The sequence below is a fragment of the Virgibacillus salinus genome (genome assembly GCF_900102415.1).
Taxonomy (GTDB): Bacteria; Bacillota; Bacilli; order Bacillales; family Amphibacillaceae; genus Lentibacillus; species Lentibacillus subterraneus.
Window position 1 is genome coordinate 421,843 of the sequence record NZ_FNKD01000002.1, and the last position, 24,554, is coordinate 446,396.

The 24,554-nt window shown below is 35.3% G+C and carries 29 protein-coding genes, 1 pseudogene and 1 riboswitch; of the genes and pseudogenes, 25 read left to right on the plus strand and 5 right to left on the minus strand.

Annotated features, from left to right (window positions below; all coding sequences use genetic code 11):
* Positions 1 to 5: 5 nt before the first annotated feature.
* The 5 genes from BLS02_RS08915 to BLS02_RS08935 all read left to right on the plus strand — a co-directional run bounded on the left by BLS02_RS08915 (position 6) and on the right by BLS02_RS08935 (position 4,730).
* Entirely contained in the window at positions 6 to 1,496 is a 1,491-nt protein-coding gene (locus BLS02_RS08915) for a spore germination protein (protein ID WP_092492657.1), read from the plus strand.
* Positions 1,497 to 1,597: 101 nt separating this feature from the next.
* The gene (gene lysA / locus BLS02_RS08920) at positions 1,598 to 2,905 is read left to right on the plus strand and encodes a diaminopimelate decarboxylase (protein WP_092492658.1); all 1,308 of its coding nucleotides are present in this window, start codon (positions 1,598 to 1,600) and stop codon (positions 2,903 to 2,905) included.
* 267 nt (positions 2,906 to 3,172) lie between these two features.
* Positions 3,173 to 3,613 (plus strand): peptidylprolyl isomerase, encoded by a 441-nt coding sequence (locus BLS02_RS08925; RefSeq protein ID WP_092492659.1) that lies wholly within the window; start codon positions 3,173 to 3,175, stop codon positions 3,611 to 3,613.
* A gap of 6 nt (positions 3,614 to 3,619) precedes the next feature.
* Positions 3,620 to 4,069, plus strand: coding sequence for a site-2 protease family protein (locus BLS02_RS08930; RefSeq protein WP_092492660.1), 450 nt, complete (start codon positions 3,620 to 3,622; stop codon positions 4,067 to 4,069).
* Between the two features lie 304 nt (positions 4,070 to 4,373).
* Positions 4,374 to 4,730 carry a GNAT family N-acetyltransferase gene (locus tag BLS02_RS08935; protein WP_092492661.1) on the plus strand — a complete coding sequence of 119 codons (357 nt, stop codon included), beginning with the start codon at positions 4,374 to 4,376 and terminating at the stop codon, positions 4,728 to 4,730.
* Between the two features lie 117 nt (positions 4,731 to 4,847).
* On the opposite strand, the gene BLS02_RS08940 is transcribed toward BLS02_RS08935, so the two are convergent.
* Complete coding sequence (locus tag BLS02_RS08940) at positions 4,848 to 4,931, minus strand: YjcZ family sporulation protein (RefSeq protein ID WP_092492662.1); 84 nt, start codon at positions 4,929 to 4,931, stop codon at positions 4,848 to 4,850.
* A 169-nt stretch (positions 4,932 to 5,100) separates the two neighbouring features.
* Between BLS02_RS08940 and BLS02_RS08945 the strand changes: the two genes are divergently transcribed.
* The 16 genes and pseudogenes from BLS02_RS08945 to BLS02_RS09020 all read left to right on the plus strand — a co-directional run.
* Positions 5,101 to 5,832 (plus strand): segregation/condensation protein A, encoded by a 732-nt coding sequence (locus tag BLS02_RS08945; protein ID WP_092492663.1) that lies wholly within the window; start codon positions 5,101 to 5,103, stop codon positions 5,830 to 5,832.
* 2 nt (positions 5,833 to 5,834) lie between these two features.
* A complete protein-coding gene (scpB, locus tag BLS02_RS08950) occupies positions 5,835 to 6,431 on the plus strand; it encodes an SMC-Scp complex subunit ScpB (protein ID WP_092492664.1) in 597 nt (198 codons plus the stop codon).
* A gap of 251 nt (positions 6,432 to 6,682) precedes the next feature.
* On the plus strand, positions 6,683 to 7,783 hold the full coding sequence (locus tag BLS02_RS08955; protein WP_092492665.1) for a D-alanyl-D-alanine carboxypeptidase family protein: 1,101 nt from the start codon (positions 6,683 to 6,685) through the stop codon (positions 7,781 to 7,783).
* Complete coding sequence (locus tag BLS02_RS08960) at positions 7,777 to 8,361, plus strand: nucleoside recognition domain-containing protein (RefSeq protein ID WP_092492666.1); 585 nt, start codon at positions 7,777 to 7,779, stop codon at positions 8,359 to 8,361. The genes BLS02_RS08955 and BLS02_RS08960 overlap by 7 nt, the downstream gene beginning before the upstream one ends.
* Positions 8,362 to 8,363: 2 nt before the next feature.
* The gene (locus BLS02_RS08965) at positions 8,364 to 8,894 is read left to right on the plus strand and encodes a spore maturation protein (RefSeq protein ID WP_092492667.1); all 531 of its coding nucleotides are present in this window, start codon (positions 8,364 to 8,366) and stop codon (positions 8,892 to 8,894) included.
* Between the two features lie 70 nt (positions 8,895 to 8,964).
* Positions 8,965 to 9,696, plus strand: a complete 732-nt coding sequence (locus tag BLS02_RS08970; protein WP_092493231.1) for a pseudouridine synthase — start codon at positions 8,965 to 8,967, stop codon at positions 9,694 to 9,696.
* Between the two features lie 148 nt (positions 9,697 to 9,844).
* Positions 9,845 to 10,417 carry a thiol-disulfide oxidoreductase ResA gene (gene resA, locus BLS02_RS08975; RefSeq protein ID WP_092492668.1) on the plus strand — a complete coding sequence of 191 codons (573 nt, stop codon included), beginning with the start codon at positions 9,845 to 9,847 and terminating at the stop codon, positions 10,415 to 10,417.
* Between the two features lie 27 nt (positions 10,418 to 10,444).
* Positions 10,445 to 12,085, plus strand: coding sequence for a cytochrome c biogenesis protein ResB (gene resB / locus BLS02_RS08980; RefSeq protein WP_092492669.1), 1,641 nt, complete (start codon positions 10,445 to 10,447; stop codon positions 12,083 to 12,085).
* Positions 12,086 to 12,111: 26 nt separating this feature from the next.
* A complete protein-coding gene (gene ccsB, locus BLS02_RS08985; RefSeq protein WP_092492670.1) occupies positions 12,112 to 13,305 on the plus strand; it encodes a c-type cytochrome biogenesis protein CcsB in 1,194 nt (397 codons plus the stop codon).
* 68 nt (positions 13,306 to 13,373) lie between these two features.
* Entirely contained in the window at positions 13,374 to 14,090 is a 717-nt protein-coding gene (locus BLS02_RS08990; protein ID WP_092492671.1) for a response regulator transcription factor, read from the plus strand.
* A gap of 2 nt (positions 14,091 to 14,092) precedes the next feature.
* A complete protein-coding gene (locus tag BLS02_RS08995) occupies positions 14,093 to 15,856 on the plus strand; it encodes an ATP-binding protein (protein WP_092493232.1) in 1,764 nt (587 codons plus the stop codon).
* A gap of 24 nt (positions 15,857 to 15,880) precedes the next feature.
* Positions 15,881 to 16,063: riboswitch (cobalamin riboswitch) on the plus strand.
* A 205-nt stretch (positions 16,064 to 16,268) separates the two neighbouring features.
* Positions 16,269 to 16,706: a DUF4430 domain-containing protein gene (locus BLS02_RS09000; RefSeq protein ID WP_092492672.1), complete on the plus strand. Its 438-nt coding sequence runs from the start codon at positions 16,269 to 16,271 to the stop codon at positions 16,704 to 16,706.
* Between the two features lie 5 nt (positions 16,707 to 16,711).
* Positions 16,712 to 17,227 carry an ECF transporter S component gene (locus BLS02_RS09005; RefSeq protein ID WP_092492673.1) on the plus strand — a complete coding sequence of 172 codons (516 nt, stop codon included), beginning with the start codon at positions 16,712 to 16,714 and terminating at the stop codon, positions 17,225 to 17,227.
* A 95-nt stretch (positions 17,228 to 17,322) separates the two neighbouring features.
* Positions 17,323 to 17,847: an RNA polymerase sigma factor SigX gene (gene sigX / locus BLS02_RS09010; RefSeq protein ID WP_092492674.1), complete on the plus strand. Its 525-nt coding sequence runs from the start codon at positions 17,323 to 17,325 to the stop codon at positions 17,845 to 17,847.
* Entirely contained in the window at positions 17,844 to 19,034 is a 1,191-nt protein-coding gene (locus BLS02_RS09015) for a hypothetical protein (RefSeq protein ID WP_092492675.1), read from the plus strand. The genes sigX and BLS02_RS09015 overlap by 4 nt, the downstream gene beginning before the upstream one ends.
* Before the next feature lie 105 nt (positions 19,035 to 19,139).
* Positions 19,140 to 19,391: pseudogene (locus tag BLS02_RS09020) on the plus strand (helix-turn-helix transcriptional regulator); the annotation flags it as partial.
* A 36-nt stretch (positions 19,392 to 19,427) separates the two neighbouring features.
* On the opposite strand, the gene BLS02_RS09025 reads toward BLS02_RS09020, so the two are convergent.
* A complete protein-coding gene (locus BLS02_RS09025) occupies positions 19,428 to 19,682 on the minus strand; it encodes a ferredoxin (protein ID WP_092492677.1) in 255 nt (84 codons plus the stop codon).
* A 153-nt stretch (positions 19,683 to 19,835) separates the two neighbouring features.
* Between BLS02_RS09025 and BLS02_RS09030 the strand changes: the two genes are divergently transcribed.
* The 4 genes from BLS02_RS09030 to BLS02_RS09045 are packed head-to-tail and all read left to right on the plus strand — an operon-like array spanning position 19,836 to position 23,330.
* The gene (locus BLS02_RS09030) at positions 19,836 to 20,882 is read left to right on the plus strand and encodes a YpbB family protein (RefSeq protein ID WP_092492678.1); all 1,047 of its coding nucleotides are present in this window, start codon (positions 19,836 to 19,838) and stop codon (positions 20,880 to 20,882) included.
* Between the two features lie 19 nt (positions 20,883 to 20,901).
* Positions 20,902 to 22,431 (plus strand): RecQ family ATP-dependent DNA helicase, encoded by a 1,530-nt coding sequence (locus BLS02_RS09035; RefSeq protein ID WP_254788745.1) that lies wholly within the window; start codon positions 20,902 to 20,904, stop codon positions 22,429 to 22,431.
* A complete protein-coding gene (locus BLS02_RS09040; RefSeq protein WP_092492680.1) occupies positions 22,424 to 23,011 on the plus strand; it encodes a CPBP family intramembrane glutamic endopeptidase in 588 nt (195 codons plus the stop codon). The genes BLS02_RS09035 and BLS02_RS09040 overlap by 8 nt, the downstream gene beginning before the upstream one ends.
* The gene (locus tag BLS02_RS09045) at positions 23,004 to 23,330 is read left to right on the plus strand and encodes a hypothetical protein (protein ID WP_092492681.1); all 327 of its coding nucleotides are present in this window, start codon (positions 23,004 to 23,006) and stop codon (positions 23,328 to 23,330) included. The genes BLS02_RS09040 and BLS02_RS09045 overlap by 8 nt, the downstream gene beginning before the upstream one ends.
* Before the next feature lie 37 nt (positions 23,331 to 23,367).
* On the opposite strand, the gene BLS02_RS09050 is transcribed toward BLS02_RS09045, so the two are convergent.
* Genes BLS02_RS09050 through BLS02_RS09060 form a run of 3 tightly spaced genes read right to left on the minus strand, consistent with a single transcriptional unit; the run spans position 23,368 to position 24,454 of the window.
* Complete coding sequence (locus BLS02_RS09050; protein ID WP_092492682.1) at positions 23,368 to 23,937, minus strand: manganese catalase family protein; 570 nt, start codon at positions 23,935 to 23,937, stop codon at positions 23,368 to 23,370.
* Between the two features lie 36 nt (positions 23,938 to 23,973).
* Positions 23,974 to 24,237, minus strand: coding sequence for a spore coat protein CotJB (locus BLS02_RS09055; RefSeq protein ID WP_092492683.1), 264 nt, complete (start codon positions 24,235 to 24,237; stop codon positions 23,974 to 23,976).
* Positions 24,230 to 24,454 (minus strand): spore coat associated protein CotJA, encoded by a 225-nt coding sequence (locus tag BLS02_RS09060; RefSeq protein WP_092492684.1) that lies wholly within the window; start codon positions 24,452 to 24,454, stop codon positions 24,230 to 24,232. Before BLS02_RS09060 ends, BLS02_RS09055 begins: the two co-directional genes overlap by 8 nt.
* Between the last annotated feature and the right edge of the window lie 100 nt (positions 24,455 to 24,554).

Genomic DNA, 24,554 nt, shown 5'->3' on the forward strand with positions numbered 1-24,554 from the left:
TTTAAATGAATCAAGAAAAAACAAATAGTCCGGTTTCACCAAAGATAGACAAAACTGAAACATACATGAAAGATAAAATTGGTATTGGTTCATCATTCGACTTGGGTTTTCGTGAAATTATAATCTTAAAAAAGAAAATTCAGATTTATTACCTTACTGGTCTATGCGATACATCTCTTGTGCAGGAAATTATTAAAAAACTAGTAGATATCAACGATGAAGAAAGCAATTTGAAAAAAGTACCCGAAATTATAGAAAATCGTTTAGTACATCAGCAAGTAGATAAGAGCAAGACAATGGATGAAGCAGTTGATCAGCTGTTGTCTGGTCTAATTATCATATTTGTCGACGGTGAAAAGTATGCATTTGTGGTGGATGTCAGGAATTACCCGGGACGTACACCAGCGGAACCAGATACAGAACATGTAGTTAGAGGGTCCAGAGATGGATTTACAGAAAACATTATAGAAAATACTGCTTTAACAAGGCGAAGAATACGTGATGCAAGGTTGCGCCATGAAATGTTGAAGGTTGGTGAACGATCTAAAACAGATCTCTGTGTTTGCTATCTACAGGATGTGGCTGACGAGGGACTTATTAAATTAATTAAAGACAGAATTAACGAGATTGAAATTGATGGTATAGCAATGGCAGATAAAACAATTGAAGAGTTTATTGTTGAACGGAAATGGAACCCGTATCCATTGGTAAGATATACTGAACGCCCTGATGTTGCAGCTAACCATGTACTTGAAGGGCATGTTTTATTAATCGTAGATACATCCCCGAGTGTTATAATTTTACCAACAACTTTTTTTCACCATGTTCAGCATGCCGAAGAATTTCGTCAAACTCCTGCAATAGGAACTTTTATTAGATGGACGCGTTTTTTGGCTATTATGGCGTCGATATTTCTTCTGCCATTTTGGCTGTTATTTGTAATGGAACCAACATTATTACCAAAAGAACTGTCATTTATAGGACCTCAGGAAGAGGGAACTATACCAATAGCGCTTCAAATTGTTCTTGCTGATTTGGGTGTAGAGTTTTTACGTATGGCCGCCATCCATACACCGACACCATTATCTACTGCGATGGGATTAATTGCAGCGGTATTAATAGGTCAAATCGCTATTGATGTTGGAATGTTTGGTCCAGAAGTAATATTGTATATTGCAGTTAGTGCTATTGGCACCTATGTAACTCCAAGCTACGAACTAAGTGTGGCCAATAAACTTGGCCGATTCACCTTAGTTATTATAACAGGAATATTTGGTTTACTTGGGTTTGTAATAGGGTTTACGCTGTACATGTTATTTTTAATCCAGCTAAAATCACTTCGAACGCCGTATTTTTGGCCCTTCATACCATTTAATCCAAAGGCAATGCTTCAAATTGTGCTACGTGTGCCAGTTCCATTTTCTAACGAGCGTCCAAGCATTGTTCATCCAAGAAATAATTATCGTCAGCCTATTAGGAGAAAAGAACGCCATTAGAGAATCACGGGCGTTCTTTACTCTTTTGTTTTTGCCTTTCATGTGGTAAAGTGTTTTTATTATTTAAGAGCTACAGTATAGGTTGGATGGAGGAAATGACTATGATATTAGATAATCATCCATTTGAGTTAAATAGCAAAGGTCACTTGGAAATAGGTGGAGTGGATTCGATCAACTTGGCAAATAAATATGGCACACCACTGTATGTTTATGATGTTTCGATTATCCGAGAAAATTGCCGGTCTTTTGTGGACACTTTTAAGGACTTAGGTGTAAGTGCACAGGTTGCATATGCAAGTAAAGCTTTTTCATCAACAGCGATGCTACAGGTCGTTAAACAAGAGGGGCTTAGCTTAGATGTTGTCTCCCAGGGAGAGTTGTATACGGCCATTCAAGCAGATTTCCCTCCAAGTAAAATTCACATGCATGGAAACAATAAAAGCGTTGAGGAACTCTCGATGGCAATTGAGTATGGAATCGGTTGTATTGTTGTAGATAATTTTTTTGAAATAGATTTAATAAGCAAACTTCTCAAAAAGTATAACAAAACAATAGATGTTCTAATACGGGTTACACCAGGAATCGAGTCCAAAACTCATCAATACATTATGACAGGGAACGAAGATTCGAAATTTGGGTTCAATTTGCATAATGGACAGGCAGATAAGGCATTTTTGCAACTTTATAATAATGAAAATATTCATTTTAAAGGACTGCATTGTCATATTGGATCACAAATATTTGAAGCAGATGGATTTAAAATGGCCACAACTATGTTATTTAAAAAAATAGGAGAATGGAATAAACTGCATGACTACACACCAGAAGTTTTAAATCTTGGTGGAGGCTTTGGCATTCGATATACTAAAGAAGATACACCATTACCCTATTCATCGGTTGTAAAAGAACTAGTAGCTAAAGTTAAAGAACATGCTTCCATGTTTGATATGACAATTCCGGAAATTTGGATTGAACCAGGACGTGCTATCGCTGGAAATGCCGGCTTGACATTGTACACGGTAGGTTCAAAAAAAGATATTCCAGGAGTTCGCAGTTATGTTTCAGTTGATGGTGGTATGACTGATAACCTGCGGCCGGCGCTTTATCAGGCTAAGTACGAGGGTGTATTGGCTAATAAGGCCGCACAACCAGTTACTGATTTAGTTTCAGTTGCAGGAAAATGTTGTGAGTCAGGTGATATGCTTATTTGGGATCTTCCAGTACCTGAAATTGGCAGTAATGATATTTTAGCAGTATTTTCAACGGGAGCTTATGGGTACTCTATGGCAAGTCATTATAACCGATTTCCTAATGCGGCAGTTGTTTTTGTGGAAAATGGTCAGGATAAATTAGTAGTAAGAAGAGAATCTTTCCATGATGTTGTAAAAAACGATTTATCTTACGAATAACAATGAATTTGCTTTCTTTTAATAGATTGGATAACATGGTATGATATAATACAAAAGTGCAAGCGCCTGTTTAGCGCCGTATGGACTGTGCTCAGTGCATCGCGGGTGGGTCGACGTTACCGCGCAAAGCTGCGGTCTTAGTCGATCTTCCTTTATTTCTTTATCGTAGATACGAGGAGGGAAGTCCACTAGGCGCTAGGAGCTGGACGTCAATGTTAAAGTAGACAAGAATTTTAGAAATGGGACAATTATAAAGGGGATGAAAATATGAGTAAAACAGGTTATATATTAATGGAAAATGGTAATAAAATTGAGTTTGAATTATATCCGAATGAAGCACCAAATACAGTAGCTAATTTTGAAAAACTAGCGAATAGTAATTTCTATGATGGATTAACATTTCACCGTGTTATCGATGGTTTTGTCAGTCAGGGTGGTTGCCCTAAAGGAAATGGAACAGGATCAGCTGGTTATACGATAAAATGTGAAACAGAAGGTAATCCGCACAAACATGTTGAAGGGTCGTTGTCAATGGCGCATGCTGGAAAAGATACAGGAAGCTCTCAATTCTTCATCGTACACGGTCCACAACCTCATCTAGATGGTGTTCATACTGTTTTTGGTCAAGTTACATCAGGTATTGAGCATGCTAAAGCAATGAAGAACGGTGATATTATGAAAGAAATGAAAATATCTACAGAAGAATAAATAACTATGAATATTTCCTTACTGCTCTATCTATTATTTGTAGTAGCCCCAATCGGTACAGTACTTCATGAAGCAGGTCATGTAATAGGAGCGAAGTCGCTAAAAGCTGATCGTATGAGGTTAACAATAGGGAGTGGAAAAATAGTTAGCAGTTTTTTCATTAGTAAAGTCCAGGTAACGATACGGGTTATTTTCTTTTTGGGTGGATTAGCTTCAAGTGAAAGAAAACGTATTTACAAACCACATGAGCTTATTTGGATTGCGCTTTGTGGACCATTAACTAATGGACTCACTGCTTTTTTATTGTATCTTCTTAATACAGCCTATCCATCTAATTATCTATTGTTACTTTTATTATTTAATTTATGGATAGGACTTATTAACCTTGTCCCTTTTCGGTTCAAAGACAAACAATCAGATGGATACACGATTGTTAAAGTACTCACACAGAAGTGATTTCAGACATTAGAAGGTTATTCAGTAGCAGTATGTTTTTTAGAAAATATGGTAATGCTTGATAGAGGATGAATTAAATTGAGCCAACGCAAAAAAAATTGGATATTGTTAATTATTCTATTAACTTTAGGTATAGTATGGGGCTTCATTTATTGGATTGTCTTTGTATTTTGAAAGAAGTAATTTGACAAATACTCGAATATAAGGCATAAATAAGTATACAATCTCCAGCAAGTAAAAATATTAGGAAATTGTGCTTTTTCTCTCCAAAGTTGGCAAGTTATATTCATAGTGAGGGGTATCTATGTTAATTCGATATAAAAAAAATCAGGAAAAAATTGCAATGGGTTTATTATCATTCATGCCAGAAGAAAAAGATGTAAAAAAATTGCAGCAAACAATAAAAGAATATGAAACAAATCCTGACTGGCATCTTTACCTATGGAAAGAAGAAGATATAATAGGTGCAATTGGTATCAGGGTGGAAGATGATATTAATGCTGTGGTACAGCATATTTCTGTTAATCCATCACATCGAAATTCAGGGATAGGCAAAAAAATGGTCAATGAAATAAACAATATGTACAAAAGTAAATACGCAGTTTGTCCAGATGATAAGACTCAGCAATTTTACAATAAATGTACTGATTTCGAACAATAGAATGATAACTAATCGAAAGCCAGCTCTGTCGATCCAGAGCTGGCTTTTGATTAAAGTGATAAGTGTTGAATAGCTTGCAACAAATATTGATACTGCAATACTAGTTCATATTACTTACTACATCCAAGCAGCACCAACGATAATTAGAAGAATGAACAGTACTACAATTAGCGCGAATCCTCCGCCATAACTACCACCCATAATTATATTCCTCCTTTTCCACTTAACGAATAAATGTTTTTTTGGTAACATTTATCTTACGTTAATAACTTATGTTAACTATTGCTATAGTGTATAGGCGAATATAAAAAAAATATATATTTTTTAATTTCTCATTAATAAAGTTGCCTAATCGGAAGGGGGAGAGGTAATGAATCAGTCATATCAAGTAAAACTGGACACTTTTGAGGGACCACTTGATTTATTACTGCACTTAATCAATCAATACGAGATTGATATATATGATATTCCTGTTGCACAAATTACGGAACAGTACATGCAATATATACATACGATGCAAAGTCTTGAACTGAATGTTGCGAGTGAATACCTTGTTATGGCTGCAACATTATTAGCATTAAAAAGTCAAATGCTGTTACCAAAGCAAGAGATTGAAGAAGAAGATGAGTATATGGAAGATCCACGTGAGGAACTGATGCGCCGTTTAATTGAATATCGAAAATATAAAGATGCAGCAGAAAAACTCAAGGAAAAAGAAACAGATGCAAATCAAATTTTCACAAGACCTCCAGTAGTATTTGATCATATCAAATCCAGTCAACCGATAGTAAAAGGTGATACTTCAATATACGATATGCTTAATGCTTTAGGGAAAATATTTGAACGAAAGAATTGGAATAAGCCTCTCGAAACAAAAGTAAAACGTGGAGAAATTCCTATTGAACAGAAGATGACCGAAGTATTAGACCTTGTTAAACGTTCAAAAAAGGGAATAGCATTTGATGAACTATTTGATTATCCAACACGTGCCCATATTGTGGCAACATTTATTGCTGTATTGGAGTTGATGAAAGGAAATGAAATACAATGTAGACAGGAAAAACATTTTGATTCATTATACGTTTTTTATATGGAGGATTGAATGTGGAAATCAATGATTTAAAAGCTATTGCAGAAGGACTTTTGTTCGCAAGTGGTGATGAAGGAATAACAGTCAAACAGCTATCGCGAATTCTGGATATTACGGATAAAACTGTTGAACATCTAATCGATGAACTGAAATATGACTATGAAAATACAGACCGTGGAATTATGATTATGCAGTCACATCAGGTATTCCACCTAACTACTAAACCAGAGCATAGTGTTTATTTCAAAAAACTTCTTGAAACACCCCAGACGACAAGAATGTCACAAGCGGCCTTGGAAACACTTGCTATTATAGCCTATCAGCAACCAATCACAAGAACTGAGATTGAAGAGGTGAGAGGTGTGAAAAGTGACAGACCTGTGCAAACATTAATTGCAAGATCTCTTATCGAAGAAGTTGGAAGAAGAGAAGGTGCCGGCAGACCAATACTCTTTGCTACAAGTAAGGAATTTTTAACTTACTTTGGCTTAACTTCATTGGAAGAGTTACCACCATTACCAGAGAATATGGATCAAGAAGAAATGGAGCAAGAAGCTGATTTATTTTTTGAAAAGTTTTCAGATCAACTAGATCATAGCAATAATAATTAACTAATTTTTATATTATGTTAATAAGTCCTTGCGTATATTGCGCAAGGACTTTTAGCATTTATAAGAAATTATAAATACATTCTACAACTAAAGCTTAAGCCGATGCTTTTACCTTCAAAGTTTAAGGGGTTCTAATAAAGAAAAATTAACTTTCAGAAAAAACCCTTTATCGTTTTCTAATTTTCAAATCATATCTAGTCATACCAAGCATAAACTGTATAGATAAATTATCAGCGGGAGGAAAACCTACTATGCGTTACATAGTCATTTCACTTTGCCTAATATCAGTTATATTTTTAAACCCAACAATCGGACGAGCAGAACCCAGTATTTCGGCAAATAATGCTGTTTTAATGGAACAATCATCTGGGAGGGTGTTACATGAAAAAAAAGCCCATGATAAGAGGCCAATAGCAAGTATAACGAAGATAATGACAGCTATTATTGCAATTGAATCAGGTAAATTAAATGAAACAGTAACCGTAAGTAAACGGGCTGTATATACAGTTGGATCTTCTATTTATTTAGAACAAGGAGAAAAAATTAAACTGAAGGATCTTGTCTATGGACTTATGCTTCGCTCTGGTAATGATGCAGCAGTGGCAATTAGTGAATATGTTGGTGGTAGCCTGGAAGGTTTTACTCATTTAATGAATAAGAAGGCACAATGGTTAGGAATGACGAATACTTCGTTTGATAATCCGCATGGACTTGATTCTGAAGATCACTATTCTACTGCATATGATATGGCGTTACTTATGCGCTACGCCATGGATAATGAACAATTTCGTCAAATAACAGGTTCAAAGTCTTACAAACCTGAGCGGGCATATACATGGCAAAATAAAAATAAGTTACTCACACAATTGTATGAATATTGTATTGGAGGAAAAACCGGATATACAAAAGTTGCTGGTAGGACATTGGTTACTGCTGCAGAAAAAAATGATATGAATTTAATTGCTGTGACCTTGGATGCACCAGATGATTGGCAGGACCACATCGGAATGTATGAATGGGGCTATAAAAATTATGCTATGACGACGATTGGTAACCAGGGAAAGGTTAACTACAATATAAAAGAATCGAGTGATCATACAAGTGGGTATTTACATGAAGATATAACAATACCACTAAACCGACATGAACAAAAGGAAATCGAAAGCAAGACGTTTATTTTAAAGAATGCATCAAATAGAACAGAGGATATAATTGGTAAGACTATTTATTTTATAAACTCAGTTCCGATTATCGAAACACCAATATATTCAGAAAAAAAACAGGATGAAAACTTTTTTGCAGATATTGTTTCAATATACAAACATATTATTGGGTTTAATTATGTATGGTAAATTTAATATGGGCATTTATGGCAATGATTGGAATTGTCTATGCTATGTTCAATGGTACAATGGAGGAGGTAAATAAAGCATTATTCGAAAGTGCGGATGATGCAGTAACGCTATCGATAGGATTAATTAGTATATTGGTATTTTGGCTGGGTATTATGAAAGTGGCCGAAAATGCAGGTATTTTACGAGTGCTTACTAAAATGTTTAGACCAATAGTAGTTAAATTATTCCCGGATATACCTAGAGATCACCCCGCGATGGGATATATACTATCTAATTTCACAGCTAATATATTTGGGTTAGGTAATGCTGCAACACCGATGGGTATTAAAGCGATGCAGCAAATGAAGGAGTTAAGTGGGACAGACACTGCTTCTAGATCAATGATAACTTTTCTGGCGTTAAATACATCAAGTTTAACAATTATTCCAACGACAGTAATCGCTATAAGGATGCAATATAATTCTATATCTCCCACTGAGATTGTTGGTACAACAATTATTGCAACATTAATCTCTTCATTAAGTGCGATAGTAATTGATCGGCTTTTTTACTATAGTAGTCTCAGGAGGAAGTGAGTATGGGTATTATTACATCTATCAGCACTTGGTTAATACCATGTTTCATCCTAATTGTACTTTCTGTAGCAACGTGGAAACGTGTTCCAACATATGAAATGTTTGTCGAAGGGGGAAAAGATGGTGTCAAAATGGCATTTTCATTACTTCCTTTTCTAGTTGGAATGATTGTATCTATATCCATTTTACGTAGCTCTGGGGCGCTGGAGGCATTTATAAATTTAATATCACCAATCCTTGTAATGGTAGGAATACCACCAGAGATAATTCCTCTTGCGTTGGTTAGACCTATTTCCGGAACAGCGGCCTTGGGAATGACTACAGAATTAATAGGTACTCATGGTCCAGACTCATTTATCGGTAGATTGGCTTCCACCATGCAAGGGAGTACAGATACTACGCTATATATTTTAACGGTATATTTTGGGGCAGTTGGCATCAGGAAAATGGGGTATGCACTCAAAGTTGGACTATTAGCTGACTTAGTTGGTATAATAGCATCTGTAATAGTTGTAACATTAATATTTGGCTAAATCTTGAAAGTAGCGTTAACATATAGTTAACGCTATTATTATGGTGAAAATAATGAAAAATGGTGATATAATGACAAATTCTTTAGAACGGTTACAAAAGGTTATCGCACAAAGTGGAGTCACATCAAGGAGAAAAGCGGAGAAATTGATTGTTGATGGTAAAGTAAAGGTTAATAGTAAAGTCGTCAATGAACTAGGAACTAAAGTGACTCCCAGTGATGATATTGAAGTTAACGGAGTACTTTTGGAAAAAGAGGAACCTGTATATTATATGCTCTATAAACCTAGAGGGGTTATTTCGAGCATAAGTGATGACAAAGGAAGAAAAGTTGTAACAGATTATTTGGGAGAAGTTTCTGAGCGGATCTATCCGATTGGACGACTCGACTATGATTCTTCTGGTATATTATTGTTAACAAATGATGGTGACTTTGCTAACCTGCTAATGCATCCGAAACATGGTGTAGATAAAGTATATGTTGCAAAAATTAAAGGTATTCCAAGTAAAAGTGAGCTTAATAATTTAAAAAAAGGTGTTAAAGTTGATAATGATCTACTAAAAGTTATTGGATATAACATACTAGAAGTAGATAGACAAAAAACAACCATGATATTGGAACTGACACTGCATGAAGGTAAAAATAGGCATATCAGACGGATGATGGATGGGATAGGATATCCTGTATCCAAGTTGAAGCGGGAGAAGTATGGTCTTCTGACTTTACATGGAATGCAGCCTGGAAATTATCGGCCATTAACCCCTCATGAAATTAAAAAAATGCGGCATTTAGCAGAAAACTAAAGAAAAGTGCCTGTTTAATGTTGTAAAAATCTGTACCTGCAATCCACCAGGTGGCGAGAGGGTTAGTATTAAGTGCAATTAATTGTCGAATAATAGTCAAATTTGCCACTATGTTCTCATGATACAATGACGTGGGGAGTGAATAGACATGAGCACCGAAAAGATAAAGGCGAATAAAAAGCGCAAGAAACAAAACAGGCTGATTTTTAGAACAGTTGTGTTAGCGGTCTTACTTGTCGCCGTTGTATATGCTTTAGTTTCTAATTTTAACAAAGAAAAGACAAATGTTGAACCAGGTAATGAGGCACCAGATTTTAAGCTTCAGCAAATAAATGACAACAACGAGCTTGAAACAGTACAATTAAGTGAGTTGGAAGGTAAGGGTGTCATGCTAAACTTTTGGGGAACATGGTGTGAACCATGCAAAGCAGAAATGCCTTATATGGAAAAGTTATACCCAGAATATAAGGACAAGGGGATTGAAATAGTCGCTGTCAGTCTGGATGCTACTGAAATTGTTGTGGATCGTTTTGTTGATCGATATGACTTAACATTCCCTATACCGCATGATACAAAAAGTGAGGTAATGAATCTTTATAGCGTTGGTCCAATACCGAGTACTTTTTTTATAAATCCAGAAGGGGAAATTGTTGAGGTAGTTGAAGGTGCGTTAACTTTAGATAAACTTGAAGGCCATTTAAAAGAAATTCAACCTAAATAAAGAATGCAGCTATTGTGAGGGATATGAATGAAAAACATTAAGTGTGAGTGTGGGCACGTTAATCCAGAGGGGACGGTCCTTTGTGAGGCTTGTGGTAAACCTATAGAAGGTAACCAGCATATTGATGGAAATGATAAAAAGAAATTATTAAATATGCGATATGATGGTAGTGCACGCAGGTCGCAAACATATAACAAGTCAATTGTTGACAAAATATGGAATTTCTTTTCTTCTGTGAAGATTGGTGTATGGCTAATTGTTCTAGCTCTCATTGCCTCAGCAATGGGAACTATATACCCACAGGAAATGTACATACCGGCGGATGCTGTATCAAGGGATCCCTCTATATTTTATGAAGATCGATATGGAATAACTGGCCAAATCTATTATCAGTTGGGGTTCCATAATTTGTATGGATCTTGGTGGTATATGTTGCTGATTGCTTTAATTGGTATTTCTTTGGTGATTTGCAGTATTGACAGGTTTGTCCCTTTATATAAAGCATTAAAAATACAAAAGGCTAGACGTCATGCTTCATTTCTAAGTAGACAGCGTTTATATAGTGAAACAGAACAAGTTACCTCAGAAGAAAAGAATAAAATCGTCTCAGGTCTAAAGAAACAACGATATAAAGTTACTGATGAAAATGGGCATATTTTAGCAGAAAAAGGGCGTTTTTCCCGTTGGGGTCCTTATGTAAATCACATTGGCCTAATTATTGTTTTAATTGCCGCATTATTGCGCTTCACTCCGTTTATGTACCTCGACGATTATGTTTGGGTAAGGGAAGGTGAACAAACCGTTATTCCAGGAACGAAAGGTGAATATTACATAAAAAATAAAGACTTTATCCTGGAAACATATGATGAAAACGATGAGCGCTTTCAAAAGGCTATAAAAAAAGAAGGCATGGTTCCTAAAAACTTTCAAACCAATGTAATTGTTTATAAGGAATCTGGAGAAACAATACCAGGGGAAGACCCTGAACTTGAAAAAGTTGCAGAAGATGATATTCGTATGAATCATCCTCTGAAATTTGATGGGTATACGCTTTACCAAGCCGGATACCAATTAAACGAGTTTACAAGCATGACCTTTAAAGTTCATGAGACAGATGATTCAGAAGAAACATCTCTCGGTAATTTCAAAATTGATTTAACATCTCCTAAGCCCGAGTATAAACTGGATAGTGGTTTTAGAGTTGTTGTTGATCAATATTATCCAGATTACTATTTGGATGATGGAGAGCCGAAATCGAAAACAGATTATCCAAGAAATCCAGCGTATGTATTTTCTGTACATCCCCCTGATGGCAGCGAACCTGAAATGAGTTTTGTAGGAATTGGAAAGAATGTTGATGCAACTGGAGAGAATGATTATAAACTGGGAATTCAGGATTTTAAAATGCGTGATGTGAGCGGAATAACTGTCAGACGTGATTATACCCTGCCATTATTTGTAGTAGGTGCCTTTATATTTATGTTTGGGGTAATACAAGGAATGTATTGGCAACATCGCAGAATCTGGATACACCCTAAAGGGGAAGGTATCCTAATGGCTGCTCACACTAACAAAAATTGGTTTGGTGTGAAGAAGGATATTGAGAAAATAATTGAGGATACAGATATAAAAATGGTTGACGATCAACAAGAATTAGATGATAAATAACGTTATATGAATCAAGGAGGATATAAATGGATTTTTTAAGTATAAGTAGTACGATGCTATATACAGCTTTTATCCTGTATTTGATCGCTACGTTTTTCTTTGGCGCGACAATTAAAGAAAAAAAGTCGGACAGGAGTAAAGGAATAGCTGGAAAAATTGCAATTTCCATAACTATCATTGGCTTTTTAGCACAAATTGTTTATTTTATAACAAGATGGATAGCAAGTGCCCATGCCCCCGTAAGTAATCTGTTTGAATTTATGACGTTTTTCGGTATGGGGTTAGTGTTTGCATTCATTATCATCTATTTTATTTACAAACTTAATATCTTGGGATTGTTTGCATTACCGATAGCAATGATAATAATTGCCTATGCGAGTATGTTTCCAACCGAGATTGCTCCCCTCGTACCTTCGTTGCAGAGTCACTGGTTATATATTCATGTAACAACAGTGTCACTTGGAGAGGCAATTCTATCGATAAGTTTTGTAACGGGGCTGATTTATTTAATCAGACAAGTTGATCAATCAGTTAGGAGTAAACGTACTACTTGGTTAGAAATCGTTTTATTTTCCTTAATCGTTTTTATTGGTTTCAGTGTAATTACTGTAGCATTTAACTTATCAGGGTATAGTGCTCAGTTTGAATATACTGTAAATAATAGTAATAATACAATTACCACCGATTATCACTTGCCACCGATTGCAGGTCCTAACGAGGGCGAACTAATAACAGGGGATAAAATGAATCCATTATTTGACGCTCCGGGATGGATGCGTGGTGTTGACGCAGCAAGGAAATTTAATACTATTATATGGTCAGTTTTGTCTGGACTAGTATTATATGGATTGACCAGATTAATCTTGCGTAAAAGAATTGGAGCAGCGATCCAACCATTACTTAAGAAAGTGAAACCCGATCTATTAGACGAAGTTTCTTATCGTGCGGTAGCAATTGGTTTTCCTGTTTTCACTCTTGGCGGAATAATATTTGCATCTATTTGGGCTCAAATAGCATGGGACCGCTTTTGGGGTTGGGATCCAAAAGAAGTTTGGGCATTAGTAACCTGGTTCTTCTATGCAGCATTTTTACATTTGAGACTATCACGTGGTTGGCATGGTGAAAAATCTGCTTGGCTTGCGGTTGGCGGCTTCGCTATTATTATGTTTAATCTGCTTGCTGTAAATCTGATTTTAGCTGGTCTTCATTCATACGCTTAATGCAATGACAGTTTTTGGTTTTTTAAAGGATATTATTTTCGACGAAATAATGATAAGGGGGAGCTTTTATGGAATCAAGCGCTAAAGTGTTAGTTGTAGACGATGAGGAAAGAATTCGACGTTTAATAAAAATGTACCTGGAAAAGGAGGACTTCATTGTTGAAGAAGCAGAAAATGGTACGGAAGCATTGGAACTTGCACTTCAAAATGATTATGATGTAATCCTATTAGATATCATGATGCCGGAACTGGATGGTATTGAAGTTACCCAACAAATACGAGAGAAGAAAGCGACTCCTATTATTATGCTTACAGCAAAAGGGGAGGAAGCAAATAGGGTACAAGGGTTTGAAGTGGGCACCGATGATTACATTGTAAAACCGTTCAGTCCAAGAGAAGTAGTTTTACGTGTGAAGGCATTGCTGCGTAGAGTTTCGAACACTAACTTTAATGAAGCGAATACACCGACCAAAAATTTAATCGTTTTTCCTCATATGACCATAGATCATGATGCTCACAGAGTTACGGCAGATGGAATAGAAGTTAGTCTAACACCTAAAGAATATGAGTTGTTATGTTTCTTAGCTAAGTCTCCAGATAAAGTATTTTCACGTGAACTTCTATTAAAAGAAGTTTGGCAATATGAGTTCTTTGGAGACCTACGTACAGTAGATACACATGTAAAGCGGCTACGTGAGAAGTTAAATAACGTATCCAAAGAAGCTGCTAAGATGATTGTTACTGTCTGGGGCGTCGGATATAAATTTGAGGTAGATGATGTATAATGATGTTTTGGCGTAGTGTTGTAGGGAAGCTAGCAATAACGATATTATTGCTAGTTTCTTTTGTATTATTTATTTTAACCGTTTTACTTTTGGAGTTTTTTGAGAATTTTCATGTTGATGAAGCAGAAAAAGATATGATGCAAACAGCAACAAAGGTTTCTATAATGGTAGAGCAATATGATAACCAGGAATTAGCGTTGGAGACTGCAGAACGTGTAAAGGATCCAGCAAGCCGTTTAGCTATCATTTATGAAGATGGTACTTCATGGGTATCCCAATCTATTGATAACGACCTTGGTAAACTCGATACCCAATGGCTGAAAAAGGAAAATGATCTAATGGGAGTTATTACTAATGGTGAAAATATAAAAAAACAACTATTCTTACCTGATGGTAATACAGAAGTAATGATCGTAGGTACTCCAGTTAGCCAAGATGGAGCAGTTTTTGTATACCAATCACTTGATATCGTAAACCAGACGAAAGCTGAAACGACTAAAATTATCTTTCTTGCTGCTGGTATTGCTATAATTTTAACAACTATTTTTGCTTTTTTTCTTTCCACCAGAATAACGTCACCTTTAATAAAAATGCGGGAAGCAGCATTTGATCTTACAAGAGGAGAATTTAACACGAAAGTACCAATTTTAACACACGATGAAATTGGTGAGCTTGCAATGGCGTTTAACCGAATGGGCAGGCAACTGAAATTTCATATTAATGCGTTAAGACAGGAGAAAGAACAGCTTTCAAGTATCGTAAGTTCCATGGCAGATGGTGTGATTACATTTAACCGAAATAGTGATATGCTTATAACAAATCCTCCTGCAGAGCGGTTTATTGAGAATTTATATTACGAAAATGATATGGATTCGTCAGAAAACAATAATAAAGCACCGATACCTTTAGATGAAATATTAACGAATGTCATCCATGATGAAAAAGAAGCAATACATGAAATTAATCTACAAGGACGTACATGGGTAATGATAATGACACCTTTATATGATCAGACATATGTACGTGGAGCGGTGGCTGTTATTCGTGATATGACAGAGGAACGACGATTAGATAAGTTGCGAAAAGACTTTATCGCAAATGTTTCCCATGAACTGAGAACACCTATTTCCATGTTACAAGGATATAGTGAAGCGATTGTCGACGATGTGGCAGAAAGTAGAGAAGATAAAAATGAACTTGCACAAATTATCCACGATGAATCTTTAAGAATGGGTCGCTTGGTGAACGAATTATTGGATTTAGCACGGATGGAAGCAGGTCATATACAGTTAAATATAGAAAATGTTAACGTAGAAAAATTTATTGAAAGAATTTTGAAAAAGTTTAAAGGGTTGGCGGATGAAAGTGATGTTGAATTAAATCTTATAAAGCATATTTCCACTGACCAAATATATATTGATCAGGATCGAGTGGAGCAGGTATTAACAAACCTAATAGATAATGCAATTAGACATACCAATGAAAACGGAAAAGTTAATGTTATTATTGAAAGTAATGCAACTGATTTTAATGTTTCGGTGAATGATAATGGAAGTGGTATTCCGGAAGATGATCTACCATTTGTATTCGAACGTTTTTATAAAGCTGACAAATCACGCACAAAAAATAGTAAGAAAAAGGGAACTGGACTTGGACTTTCCATTGCTAAAAATATTGTGGAAGCTCATAATGGTTCAATTACTGTGAACAGCAAAATTAATGAAGGAACCACGTTTTCATTTAAACTACCTTTACAAGAGAAGTAAATATGATATGATAATATAGAATTGAATAATAATATAGAGTTTGGTGTCATTACTTAATAGGGAATCCTGTGAAAAACAGGAACTGTCCTCGCAACTGTATGTGATATTCGAAATAAGTGTAATCCACTGTATGATCCGTCATATGGGAAGGACTTATAGTAGGTGTAAATCACGAGTCAGTAGACCTGCCAAGTCTCTAACGTTTCAAAGCTTCGAGGATGTGAGCGATTGGGACAACCGAGTACATTGTGATTGGTTATTTTTATGTATCGATTGTCTATTTAAGCTAACTCTCTAGAAGGGTTAGCTTTTTATATGTTTATAATTGATTGATACTTAGAACTTAAACGATACCTTGGTTTCCAACGCCCAATTCTCCTCAATACAAAAATAGAACTGGAGGAATGGGAAGATGAACAAATTGTTTTTACGTATTGCATCATTGCTGATCGTTATGGGATTATTGATCGGGTGTGGTGCTGAAGAACAAGAACAGGGGCAGACAAACAGTCAAGAAGAGAAAAATACAGTAAGTGAGAACTCAGAGGAACAAAGTGAGGAAAAGGTTCAGATTACAATTTCCAAAGATAAAGGTTCTGAATATATTAATGAAAAAGAGGTTGCTGTTAAAGAAGGGGCAACACTTATGGAAGTAATGGAAGAGAACTTTCAGCTGGAGACTGATTTTGATGATGGCTTTATAACATCAATTGACGGTGTTGCACCTAAAGACGGCGAGCAAAAATCTTGGATGTTTACTGTAAATGGTGAAATGCCTACAGTCGGTGCTAAAGAATTTAAGCTATCTCCTGGTGACAAAGTAACTTTTGATCTGCAAGCTTGGGAATGACTTAATTGAATACTTATAAAATTACGTTACTTGCATTGCTTGCAGCACTGGCTGTTGTCGGACGCTTCGCCTTTGCATTTCTACCAAATGTCCAGCCGGTAACATCACTAATTATTGTCTGTGGTTTATTATTAGGCCCTCTAGCAGCTGTTTTACTAGCTATTTTAACAACATTCCTCTCTAATATGATTTTAGGAATGGGGATATGGACAATCTGGCAAGTGGTTGCCTGGGCATTAATTGGATTATTAAGTGGAGTGTTAGGAAAATACCCTCGAAAGATCCCAGGATTAATATTAGTAATTATTGCGGTAATTAGTGGTTATTTATACGGATTTATTATTTCCCTAACGACATTTTCTGTTACTGGAAAATTTCTTCCGTACTATCTGGCAGGATTACCATTTGATACATATCATGCAATTGGCAATGGGGTATTTATGGTTCTGTTATATCCGATAATTGCTCACTTTTTTAGAAATTATGCTGAAAAACATTTCAATTTGCAGAATACCAACTGAATTAGGTTGGTATTTTTGCGTTTTTCTAATATAGTATAATAAGTTGTAACTTTCGTGTGGTAATAAACGACTATGTAAATGAACGGAGGATCTTTATGAAAGCCGTTTTTGAGAAATTTTATGATAACTATCATCATGATTTATACCAATTCATCTTTTATATGGTAAAGGATAAAGAAACTTGTGAAGACCTCGTTCAGGAAGTATATATTAAAGTCTTAAAATCCTACGATTCTTTTAAAGGAGAAAGTACTGAGAAGACTTGGCTATTTTCAATTGCGCGGCACATAACAATCGATTACTTTCGCTCTCAGAAGAGGAAACGAAATCGTATTATGGAATACTTTGACTGGAGTGAAAAAGGGCAATTAATTCAGGATCAGAAGTTGCTCCCTGATGAGATAGCTATGCAAAATGAACAAGTGAAAGATGTTTATCGCTATTTGGATAAATGCACACCAGATCAAAGAAGTGTTCTAATATTACGGTATATACAATCATTTTCTATTCAGGAGACAGCAGACATCTTAAATTTCAGTGTTAGCAAAGTGAAGACGACACAGCATCGTGGACTGAAGACATTGAAAAAATACATAAGTGAAGGAGGAGATGTATTGTGAATACTTTCGACAACAACGAAAAGCAGATTAAAGAATCGTTAGAACAGATGCCAGTAATGGAAGACAGCTTGGACAAAGATATACTCTATCAGCGCATCTCCTCCGAACTTAATAATGAAATACGACCTAAAAAAATTAATAAAAAGTTTGTACTTATTCCTATTTTCAGTACAGTTATGGTGCTGTTGCTATTAGTTCTTATAGTACCTTCGATGATGAATAATACGATGTATCAGAGTAATAGTGAAAATAGTTCTGCTGATAAAGCAATGGACAATTCTGCCTCTAACGAAAGTATGGATGGTGGAAACGAGTCGAGTGAACTAAAGAGGCAGGAAGACAATGCATCTTCTGCTGAAAGTGAATCAAGCGTTACGATGATGGAAGCCGAGATGCAGTCTCACGTTATTCATTCTACGGATGACAATACTACTATAATACATGGTGCTCTTGCCGATCGTCAGGCAAAGTATATTATCCCGTTAGCTTTTGAAGTTCCCAAAACAGAGAATGCGGGAAAGTATTATAATCAGATAAGTACTTATTTGAATGAGAAAACATGGGGTGTTAGTGACTATATGTTTTCGGGTGCAGTATTCCAATTGGATGAACAAAATAGTCAAGTTCATGTGGAACTGCCTGAAGATTTTTCTGTCACCTCAAGTACTCAGGCGAATATGTTTATAGGTTTACTGACAACAATGTTTGCCCCTAACAAAATTAATAAAGCTGTCTTTAGTCAGCAAGTAAATCTTGATCCTATAGGTAAAGTGAAGGAAATATCGCTAAAATCTTCAAATGTCATTTATAAACGATATCAATTGTCTGAAGAAAAACGTGTGTTTCTTGCAAGAATACCAGTCGAAGACCAATCTGATATTGAAACCGCGTTAGCCGAAATGAAAAAGGATGAAGAATCATATAATGTCTATCACTCAATACCAAGAAATATTGATTATTCATTGAGACGTGAAGGTGATTTACTTCAAATAAATTTTGCCGATAAAAAAATGGCTTACAATAACCAGGAAACCGTAACGATGATAGAGGCTATTCTGATGACTGCGAAAAGCTTTGATTATCAGGAAGTCTTATTTACAAATACTTCAGACGAAACAATAGGCCCATATAATTTATCTGAGCCAATTAAAGTACCAGAAGGAGTAAATGCAATTAAAATTGATTGAGTCAAAGCGTTCCGAGAGGAGATATCCTGTCAGAACGCTTTGACTTTTTTAACAATGGGAATTATCATATAATTTATACGAGTTATTTATTTAGGGATGATTTCAATGGAACAAGAAACAATTATCGATAGAATATCGACAAAAGTAAAACTAATACGGGTGGAGAATAATTATACACAAGATCAAATGGCAACTGTATTGGGAATATCAAAGAAGTCGTTAGTTCAAATTGAGAAACGGAGAAACAATGCTAATTGGACTACGACAGTAGCGTTGTGTGCGCTTTTTCGTGACAGTGAAGTAATACAGCAAACTGTAGGATATGATGTACTAACGATTCTCGAAACAGCAGCACATAAAGAAAGATGATTCCCTACATTAGGAGCTTTCGTGTTATTCATCTTCAAATTTTAATGGATCACCATCAAATGATGTATCAGCTATCTTGATAGAATCAGTAGGACAACCCTCATATGCATCAATCATGTCTTCCTCCAATACATCCGGTACTTCGACATTTCCTTCATTCTCATCCAAAACTACATATGCAATCCCTTCATCATCATAATCATATATATCAGGAGCAGCAGCACCACATGCTCCGCAAGCAATACACGTTTCTTTATCAACAATTGTATATTTAGGCATGAATTAACCTCCAGTTCGTTTACAAAAAAAGTCTTGTACAAACTATTGTAAGGCTGATATTTATACATTTCAACTGCTATAATACATGTTATCATTAATGAGGAAGGAAACTCTGATAATCGACACAAATTATTCATAAAGGAGTTTAGAACATTGATATTTGATCGTATTGTCATTACATGTTGCTCCCAATTAAAAACTGGACGTAGTGTCGCAGCAATATATCATCTACTAAGAGGAAAAAAATCAATCCAAACCGTTCAGGATGCTCACATATATAAATTGGATAATTTTTACGGAATTTATAAATCGTTAAAGAAGCAGAATTTTGATGAAAGAATAGATAAGCTTATCTCTGCAGGTTTAGTCCAGCTTAATGATAATTCTTCAGCAATACCAACTGCATTAGGTAATGAATGGTTACAAGAAAATCCAAATAGTATTCCGCTACGTTACTTTAATGGAATGAACTACTCTAGTTCTGCAACCATATTTTTTGAAAGATTAGTCCTTTTAATTCAAACTATATCAAATAGTAGTAACAGCAACCTTAACTTCATACCAGTTGTTGATAAACCAGTGGTTACAGGTTGGGTGAAAAAACAATATTACGTTATTAAGCAAGATCGGCATTATTTTCTGCAAAGTTTTTATGACGAATTGTACGATCTTTTAAAATGTTTTCAGGATCAAGAAGCAAGTATGTTTGTCGATAGTTTAACTGGATTCAAGCACTATGGAATGAGCAGTTATCAGCTGGCTGATAATTATAACCTTAAATTGATAGATGTGCCTTTGGCTCTTATTGGAATAATTCATCATATGTTATTCACAATCGAACATGATACAAGAAAATATCCATTGTTATCACACATTAAAAATGAATTGCCAGAGTACTCGAATACTACTAAATCAGCAACTAAGACGAGGGAACTTTTAAATTGCCATTACACTGCAGAAGAGATCTCGATTATGCGTAACCTAAAACTGAATACAATTTATGACCATATTGTTGAAATAGCACTATATGATGAGCAATTTCCTCTTGACAATTACATAGATGAGCAAGGTCATCAGGAAGTTTTAAATGTGATAAATAGATTGAAATCCTATAAATTAAAAGATATCAAGCAAGAGATAAATAAGGAAATAAGCTACTTTCAAATAAGACTTGTTTTAGCTGTTGAAAATATAACGTAATCAGGTGATAGAATTGAGTGTGAATATATTAAAAAGCCAATTATTCAATCAGTTTAATATTACATCTTTTCGAGAAGGACAAGAGGAGATCATTAATGACGTAATGCATGGAAAAGATGTATTAGGAATTTTACCAACTGGATCCGGAAAATCATTATGTTACCAATTACCCGCAACAATTATGGAAGGGGTGACAATTGTTGTTTCTCCACTAATTTCATTAATGCAAGATCAGGTGAAGCAATTAAAATCAACAGGATTTAAATCTGTTATTGCGTTAAACAGTTTTCTAGAACCAAAAGAGAAAAGACGTGCATTCGAGCATCTGAATGAGTACAAGTTAATTTACATATCTCCAGAATTCCTTCAGCAATCACAAATAATAGACTACTTAAAAAATATTAAAATTAGTTTATTTGTAGTTGATGAGGCTCATTGTATATCACAGTGGGGGCACGAATTCAGGCCTGATTATTTACGGTTAGGCTCTATTTTGGAAAAAGTGAATAATCCTACCGTCTTAGCTTTAAGTGCAACAGCAACCAAAGAAGTGCAGGAAGACATAATTTATTCATTAAATAGACCTAATATCCAGAAACATATATACCCGATGGATCGTGAAAATATCTCTTTTACTGTGCAAAAAGTAAATAGGGATATTGAAAAAAAGGAGATTATCATTAACTTACTGAAAAGTCATCGTGTGCCTACATTGATTTATTTTTCAAGCAAACGAAAAACAGAAGAAATTGCAGCATTCCTGTCTGAAAATGTCCCTTCACACCGTACAGCTTTTTATCATGGTGATATGGACCAATTAGATCGGATAACAATTCAACAGCAGTTTATGAATGATCAGATAGATGTAATCTGTTGTACGAGTGCATTTGGCATGGGGATTAATAAACACAATATTCGATTGGTGCTTCATTATCATTTTCCACTGCAGATAGAATCCTATATACAGGAAATTGGACGTGCTGGCCGCGATGGAGAATCAAGTGTGAGCCTTTTACTCTATACTTCAGGTGATGAACTTATTCCAAATGCTATAATCGGGAATGAATTACCGAGAGTAGAAACATTAGACACAATTTTCATGAATCTCTATCGGTTGTATTTAAAATCACCTAAGTTTTTATCCTATCAAGACATGCAGGAAAAATTACAACTAAATGAAACCGAATGGAGATTTTTGCACTATCAAATGGAAAAGCATGGTATGATTAAAGGGAATAAGATTATTTATCAAAGGGATATTTGGAATAAGGCTTTGCTTAATATAAGCGATTTAATTAAAAAAAGAAATTTATTAAAAGAACAGAAGTTAAAAGAAATAATTTCCTGGATTCATGAAGAGGAATGTTTACGCAAACATCTTTATAAAAGCTTTCAGAATAATTACAAGTCTCCTTTGTATGGATGCTGTTCGAATTGTGGTTTTACAATTAATGAATGGAATGCTAAACAAACAGAAGTCAATCATGTAACACATAATTGGGAAAACAAGTTACGAAATTTATTGTTAAATGGAGTTCAGAATGGCTAGTCAAAGTGAGATAATAAAGGGAATGACTGATAAGGAATTAAGCAAACAGATAATTTTTTCACAATTGCTATTAATCGTAGTTAGTTTGCTTTCAAGTTTGATATTTTTTGATGACATGGTAGAGTGGTTTGGTCTATTTCGCTTTAACTTATATGAAATAGCTTATTATGGAATATTACCGGGACTTATCATCGTTGCTTCAGATATCATCCTTATTTATTTTTTTCCAACAAAATACTATGATGATGGTGGCATTAATGATAGAATTTTTAGAAACCGTTCCATCAAAAAAATTTTTGCCATTGCTTTATTGGTAGCTGTTTCTGAAGAAATATTGTTTAGAGGAGTTATTCAGACTACATTTGGTTATGTAGTTGCTAGTATTATTTTCGCACTTATTCATATTCGCTACTTAAAAAAGCCTGTATTGTTACTATCAGTTTTAATTGTAAGTTTTTATATTGGGTATATTTTTATACTTACGGAAAATTTATTAGTCACGATTACTGCTCATTTTATTGTAGACTTTTTATTAGGGGTAGTTATTCGCTTCAAAAGTGAGGTGCTGTATAATGAGTAAAGAGACCAAAGAATATACTGATCAGGCAAATGAATTACGAAAGCTTTTTAATGAAGTTCAAGAGGAAAGTGAACAATCTGTACCAGTAGATGATGGTGAAGATGAAGGTTCCGAAACAGAACAAGAAGAACGTGATGTTGATATATTAAACTTGCCGCCACGTAAAGAGGTACATAGTACAAATAATAAGCGAACCAGAGTTAAATTAAGTGGAGCATCACTTCGCTTAGTTATTGTAGTTGTTATATTTTTAGCATTCTTAGGTGGAGCATATTATCTATGGGGACAAGAACTAATGGAAGTTATTACAAATATCTAGTAAAAAGGTGCCCTTTAATAGGCACCTCCAGGCAAAGTCAGAATATAACTTTTTTATCTTTTTCCTCTTTAAGTATTTCGACGGCTTCTCTGAAACGTAATGAGTGTACCACTTCACGCTCTCTAAGATATTTTAAGCCATCATTTAGATCAGGATCATCGGATAAGTTAATAATCCATTGGTAGGTTGCTCTTGCCTTTTCCTCTGCAGCTATATCTTCATATAAGTCTGCAATCGGATCCCCTTTTGCTTGAATATAGGTAGCGGTCCAAGGTGCGCCAGCAGCATTATGATAAAATAAAGCATTATCATGACTGGCATAATGGGCACCAAGACCTGCTTCCTCCATCTGTTCTGGGGTTGCATCCTTTGTGAGTTTGTATATCATAGTTGCTATCATTTCGAGATGGGCAAATTCTTCTGTACCAATATCGGTAAGTAAACCTATTACCTTGTCAGGTATGCTGTATCGTTGATTTAAGTAACGTAAAGCCGCAGCTAATTCACCGTCAGCACCACCGTACTGCTCAATCAGAAATTTAGCGAGACGGGGATTACATTCGGTGACTTTAACAGGGTATTCCAGTTTTTTCTCATAATACCACAAAATATCTCCTCCTAGATATTAGATATTCCATTTAAATTAAACCTGCCAAGGCCAAGGAGTGTTATCCCAATCCCACGGATAATTTGAATAACTTCTACCGTACTGCATTAATGGCCCAAACTTTTTTTCGAACTTAACTTTGAGTTCTTTGCTTTGCTTTGAGAATAAATTAAATTGTTCTATTGCATCATAATCTTGTGGGTGTGTATCTAAATATAATGTTAGCTCCACTAATACGAAATCCACTGCTTGAATTTCCTCGAGCAGTTTGTAATATTCAGATGGAAGCACTTTATTCATCAACATCACCTCTTTTATTAGGTCCTGGATAGGGACTGAATAACTCTTTCCATAGTGTTCCATGATATAGCGCTGCTCTTGGTTCGAATTGTGCTAATCCAGGGGGTTGGAAGTTAATGTATAGTTGAGGTGGGGTAGAATAACTTTTTACTGTCATAGGTGGGCAAGGGTCATATGGGCTGGCATAGGGTTCCCAAAATTTATATTGTGTGAACATAAAATCCTCCTTTCGAAATAATAACTTTCCGCTTCTATTCATGGTATGTAAGTATATGGATGTCCTATTCAATTATATATAGTGCTTAATATCTTTTTCT

What these genes read in the sequence shown, in the direction of transcription:
- resA (WP_092492668.1), top strand. Translation starts at nt 9,845, where the DNA reads ATGAGCACCGAAAAGATAAAGGCGAATAAAAAGCGCAAGAAACAAAAC.
- ccsB (WP_092492670.1), top strand. Translation starts at nt 12,112, where the DNA reads ATGGATTTTTTAAGTATAAGTAGTACGATGCTATATACAGCTTTTATC.
- BLS02_RS08965 (WP_092492667.1), top strand. Translation starts at nt 8,364, where the DNA reads ATGGGTATTATTACATCTATCAGCACTTGGTTAATACCATGTTTCATC.
- BLS02_RS09000 (WP_092492672.1), top strand. Translation starts at nt 16,269, where the DNA reads ATGAACAAATTGTTTTTACGTATTGCATCATTGCTGATCGTTATGGGA.
- sigX (WP_092492674.1), top strand. Translation starts at nt 17,323, where the DNA reads ATGAAAGCCGTTTTTGAGAAATTTTATGATAACTATCATCATGATTTA.
- lysA (WP_092492658.1), top strand. Translation starts at nt 1,598, where the DNA reads ATGATATTAGATAATCATCCATTTGAGTTAAATAGCAAAGGTCACTTG.
- BLS02_RS08945 (WP_092492663.1), top strand. Translation starts at nt 5,101, where the DNA reads ATGAATCAGTCATATCAAGTAAAACTGGACACTTTTGAGGGACCACTT.
- BLS02_RS09045 (WP_092492681.1), top strand. Translation starts at nt 23,004, where the DNA reads ATGAGTAAAGAGACCAAAGAATATACTGATCAGGCAAATGAATTACGA.
- BLS02_RS08925 (WP_092492659.1), top strand. Translation starts at nt 3,173, where the DNA reads ATGAGTAAAACAGGTTATATATTAATGGAAAATGGTAATAAAATTGAG.
- BLS02_RS09040 (WP_092492680.1), top strand. Translation starts at nt 22,424, where the DNA reads ATGGCTAGTCAAAGTGAGATAATAAAGGGAATGACTGATAAGGAATTA.
- BLS02_RS09060 (WP_092492684.1), bottom strand. Translation starts at nt 24,454, where the DNA reads ATGTTCACACAATATAAATTTTGGGAACCCTATGCCAGCCCATATGAC.
- resB (WP_092492669.1), top strand. Translation starts at nt 10,445, where the DNA reads ATGAAAAACATTAAGTGTGAGTGTGGGCACGTTAATCCAGAGGGGACG.
- BLS02_RS08990 (WP_092492671.1), top strand. Translation starts at nt 13,374, where the DNA reads ATGGAATCAAGCGCTAAAGTGTTAGTTGTAGACGATGAGGAAAGAATT.
- BLS02_RS08995 (WP_092493232.1), top strand. Translation starts at nt 14,093, where the DNA reads ATGTTTTGGCGTAGTGTTGTAGGGAAGCTAGCAATAACGATATTATTG.
- BLS02_RS09025 (WP_092492677.1), bottom strand. Translation starts at nt 19,682, where the DNA reads ATGCCTAAATATACAATTGTTGATAAAGAAACGTGTATTGCTTGCGGA.
- BLS02_RS08935 (WP_092492661.1), top strand. Translation starts at nt 4,374, where the DNA reads ATGTTAATTCGATATAAAAAAAATCAGGAAAAAATTGCAATGGGTTTA.
- BLS02_RS08955 (WP_092492665.1), top strand. Translation starts at nt 6,683, where the DNA reads ATGCGTTACATAGTCATTTCACTTTGCCTAATATCAGTTATATTTTTA.
- BLS02_RS08960 (WP_092492666.1), top strand. Translation starts at nt 7,777, where the DNA reads ATGGTAAATTTAATATGGGCATTTATGGCAATGATTGGAATTGTCTAT.
- BLS02_RS08930 (WP_092492660.1), top strand. Translation starts at nt 3,620, where the DNA reads ATGAATATTTCCTTACTGCTCTATCTATTATTTGTAGTAGCCCCAATC.
- BLS02_RS08915 (WP_092492657.1), top strand. Translation starts at nt 6, where the DNA reads ATGAATCAAGAAAAAACAAATAGTCCGGTTTCACCAAAGATAGACAAA.
- BLS02_RS09055 (WP_092492683.1), bottom strand. Translation starts at nt 24,237, where the DNA reads ATGAATAAAGTGCTTCCATCTGAATATTACAAACTGCTCGAGGAAATT.
- BLS02_RS08940 (WP_092492662.1), bottom strand. Translation starts at nt 4,931, where the DNA reads ATGGGTGGTAGTTATGGCGGAGGATTCGCGCTAATTGTAGTACTGTTC.
- BLS02_RS08970 (WP_092493231.1), top strand. Translation starts at nt 8,965, where the DNA reads ATGACAAATTCTTTAGAACGGTTACAAAAGGTTATCGCACAAAGTGGA.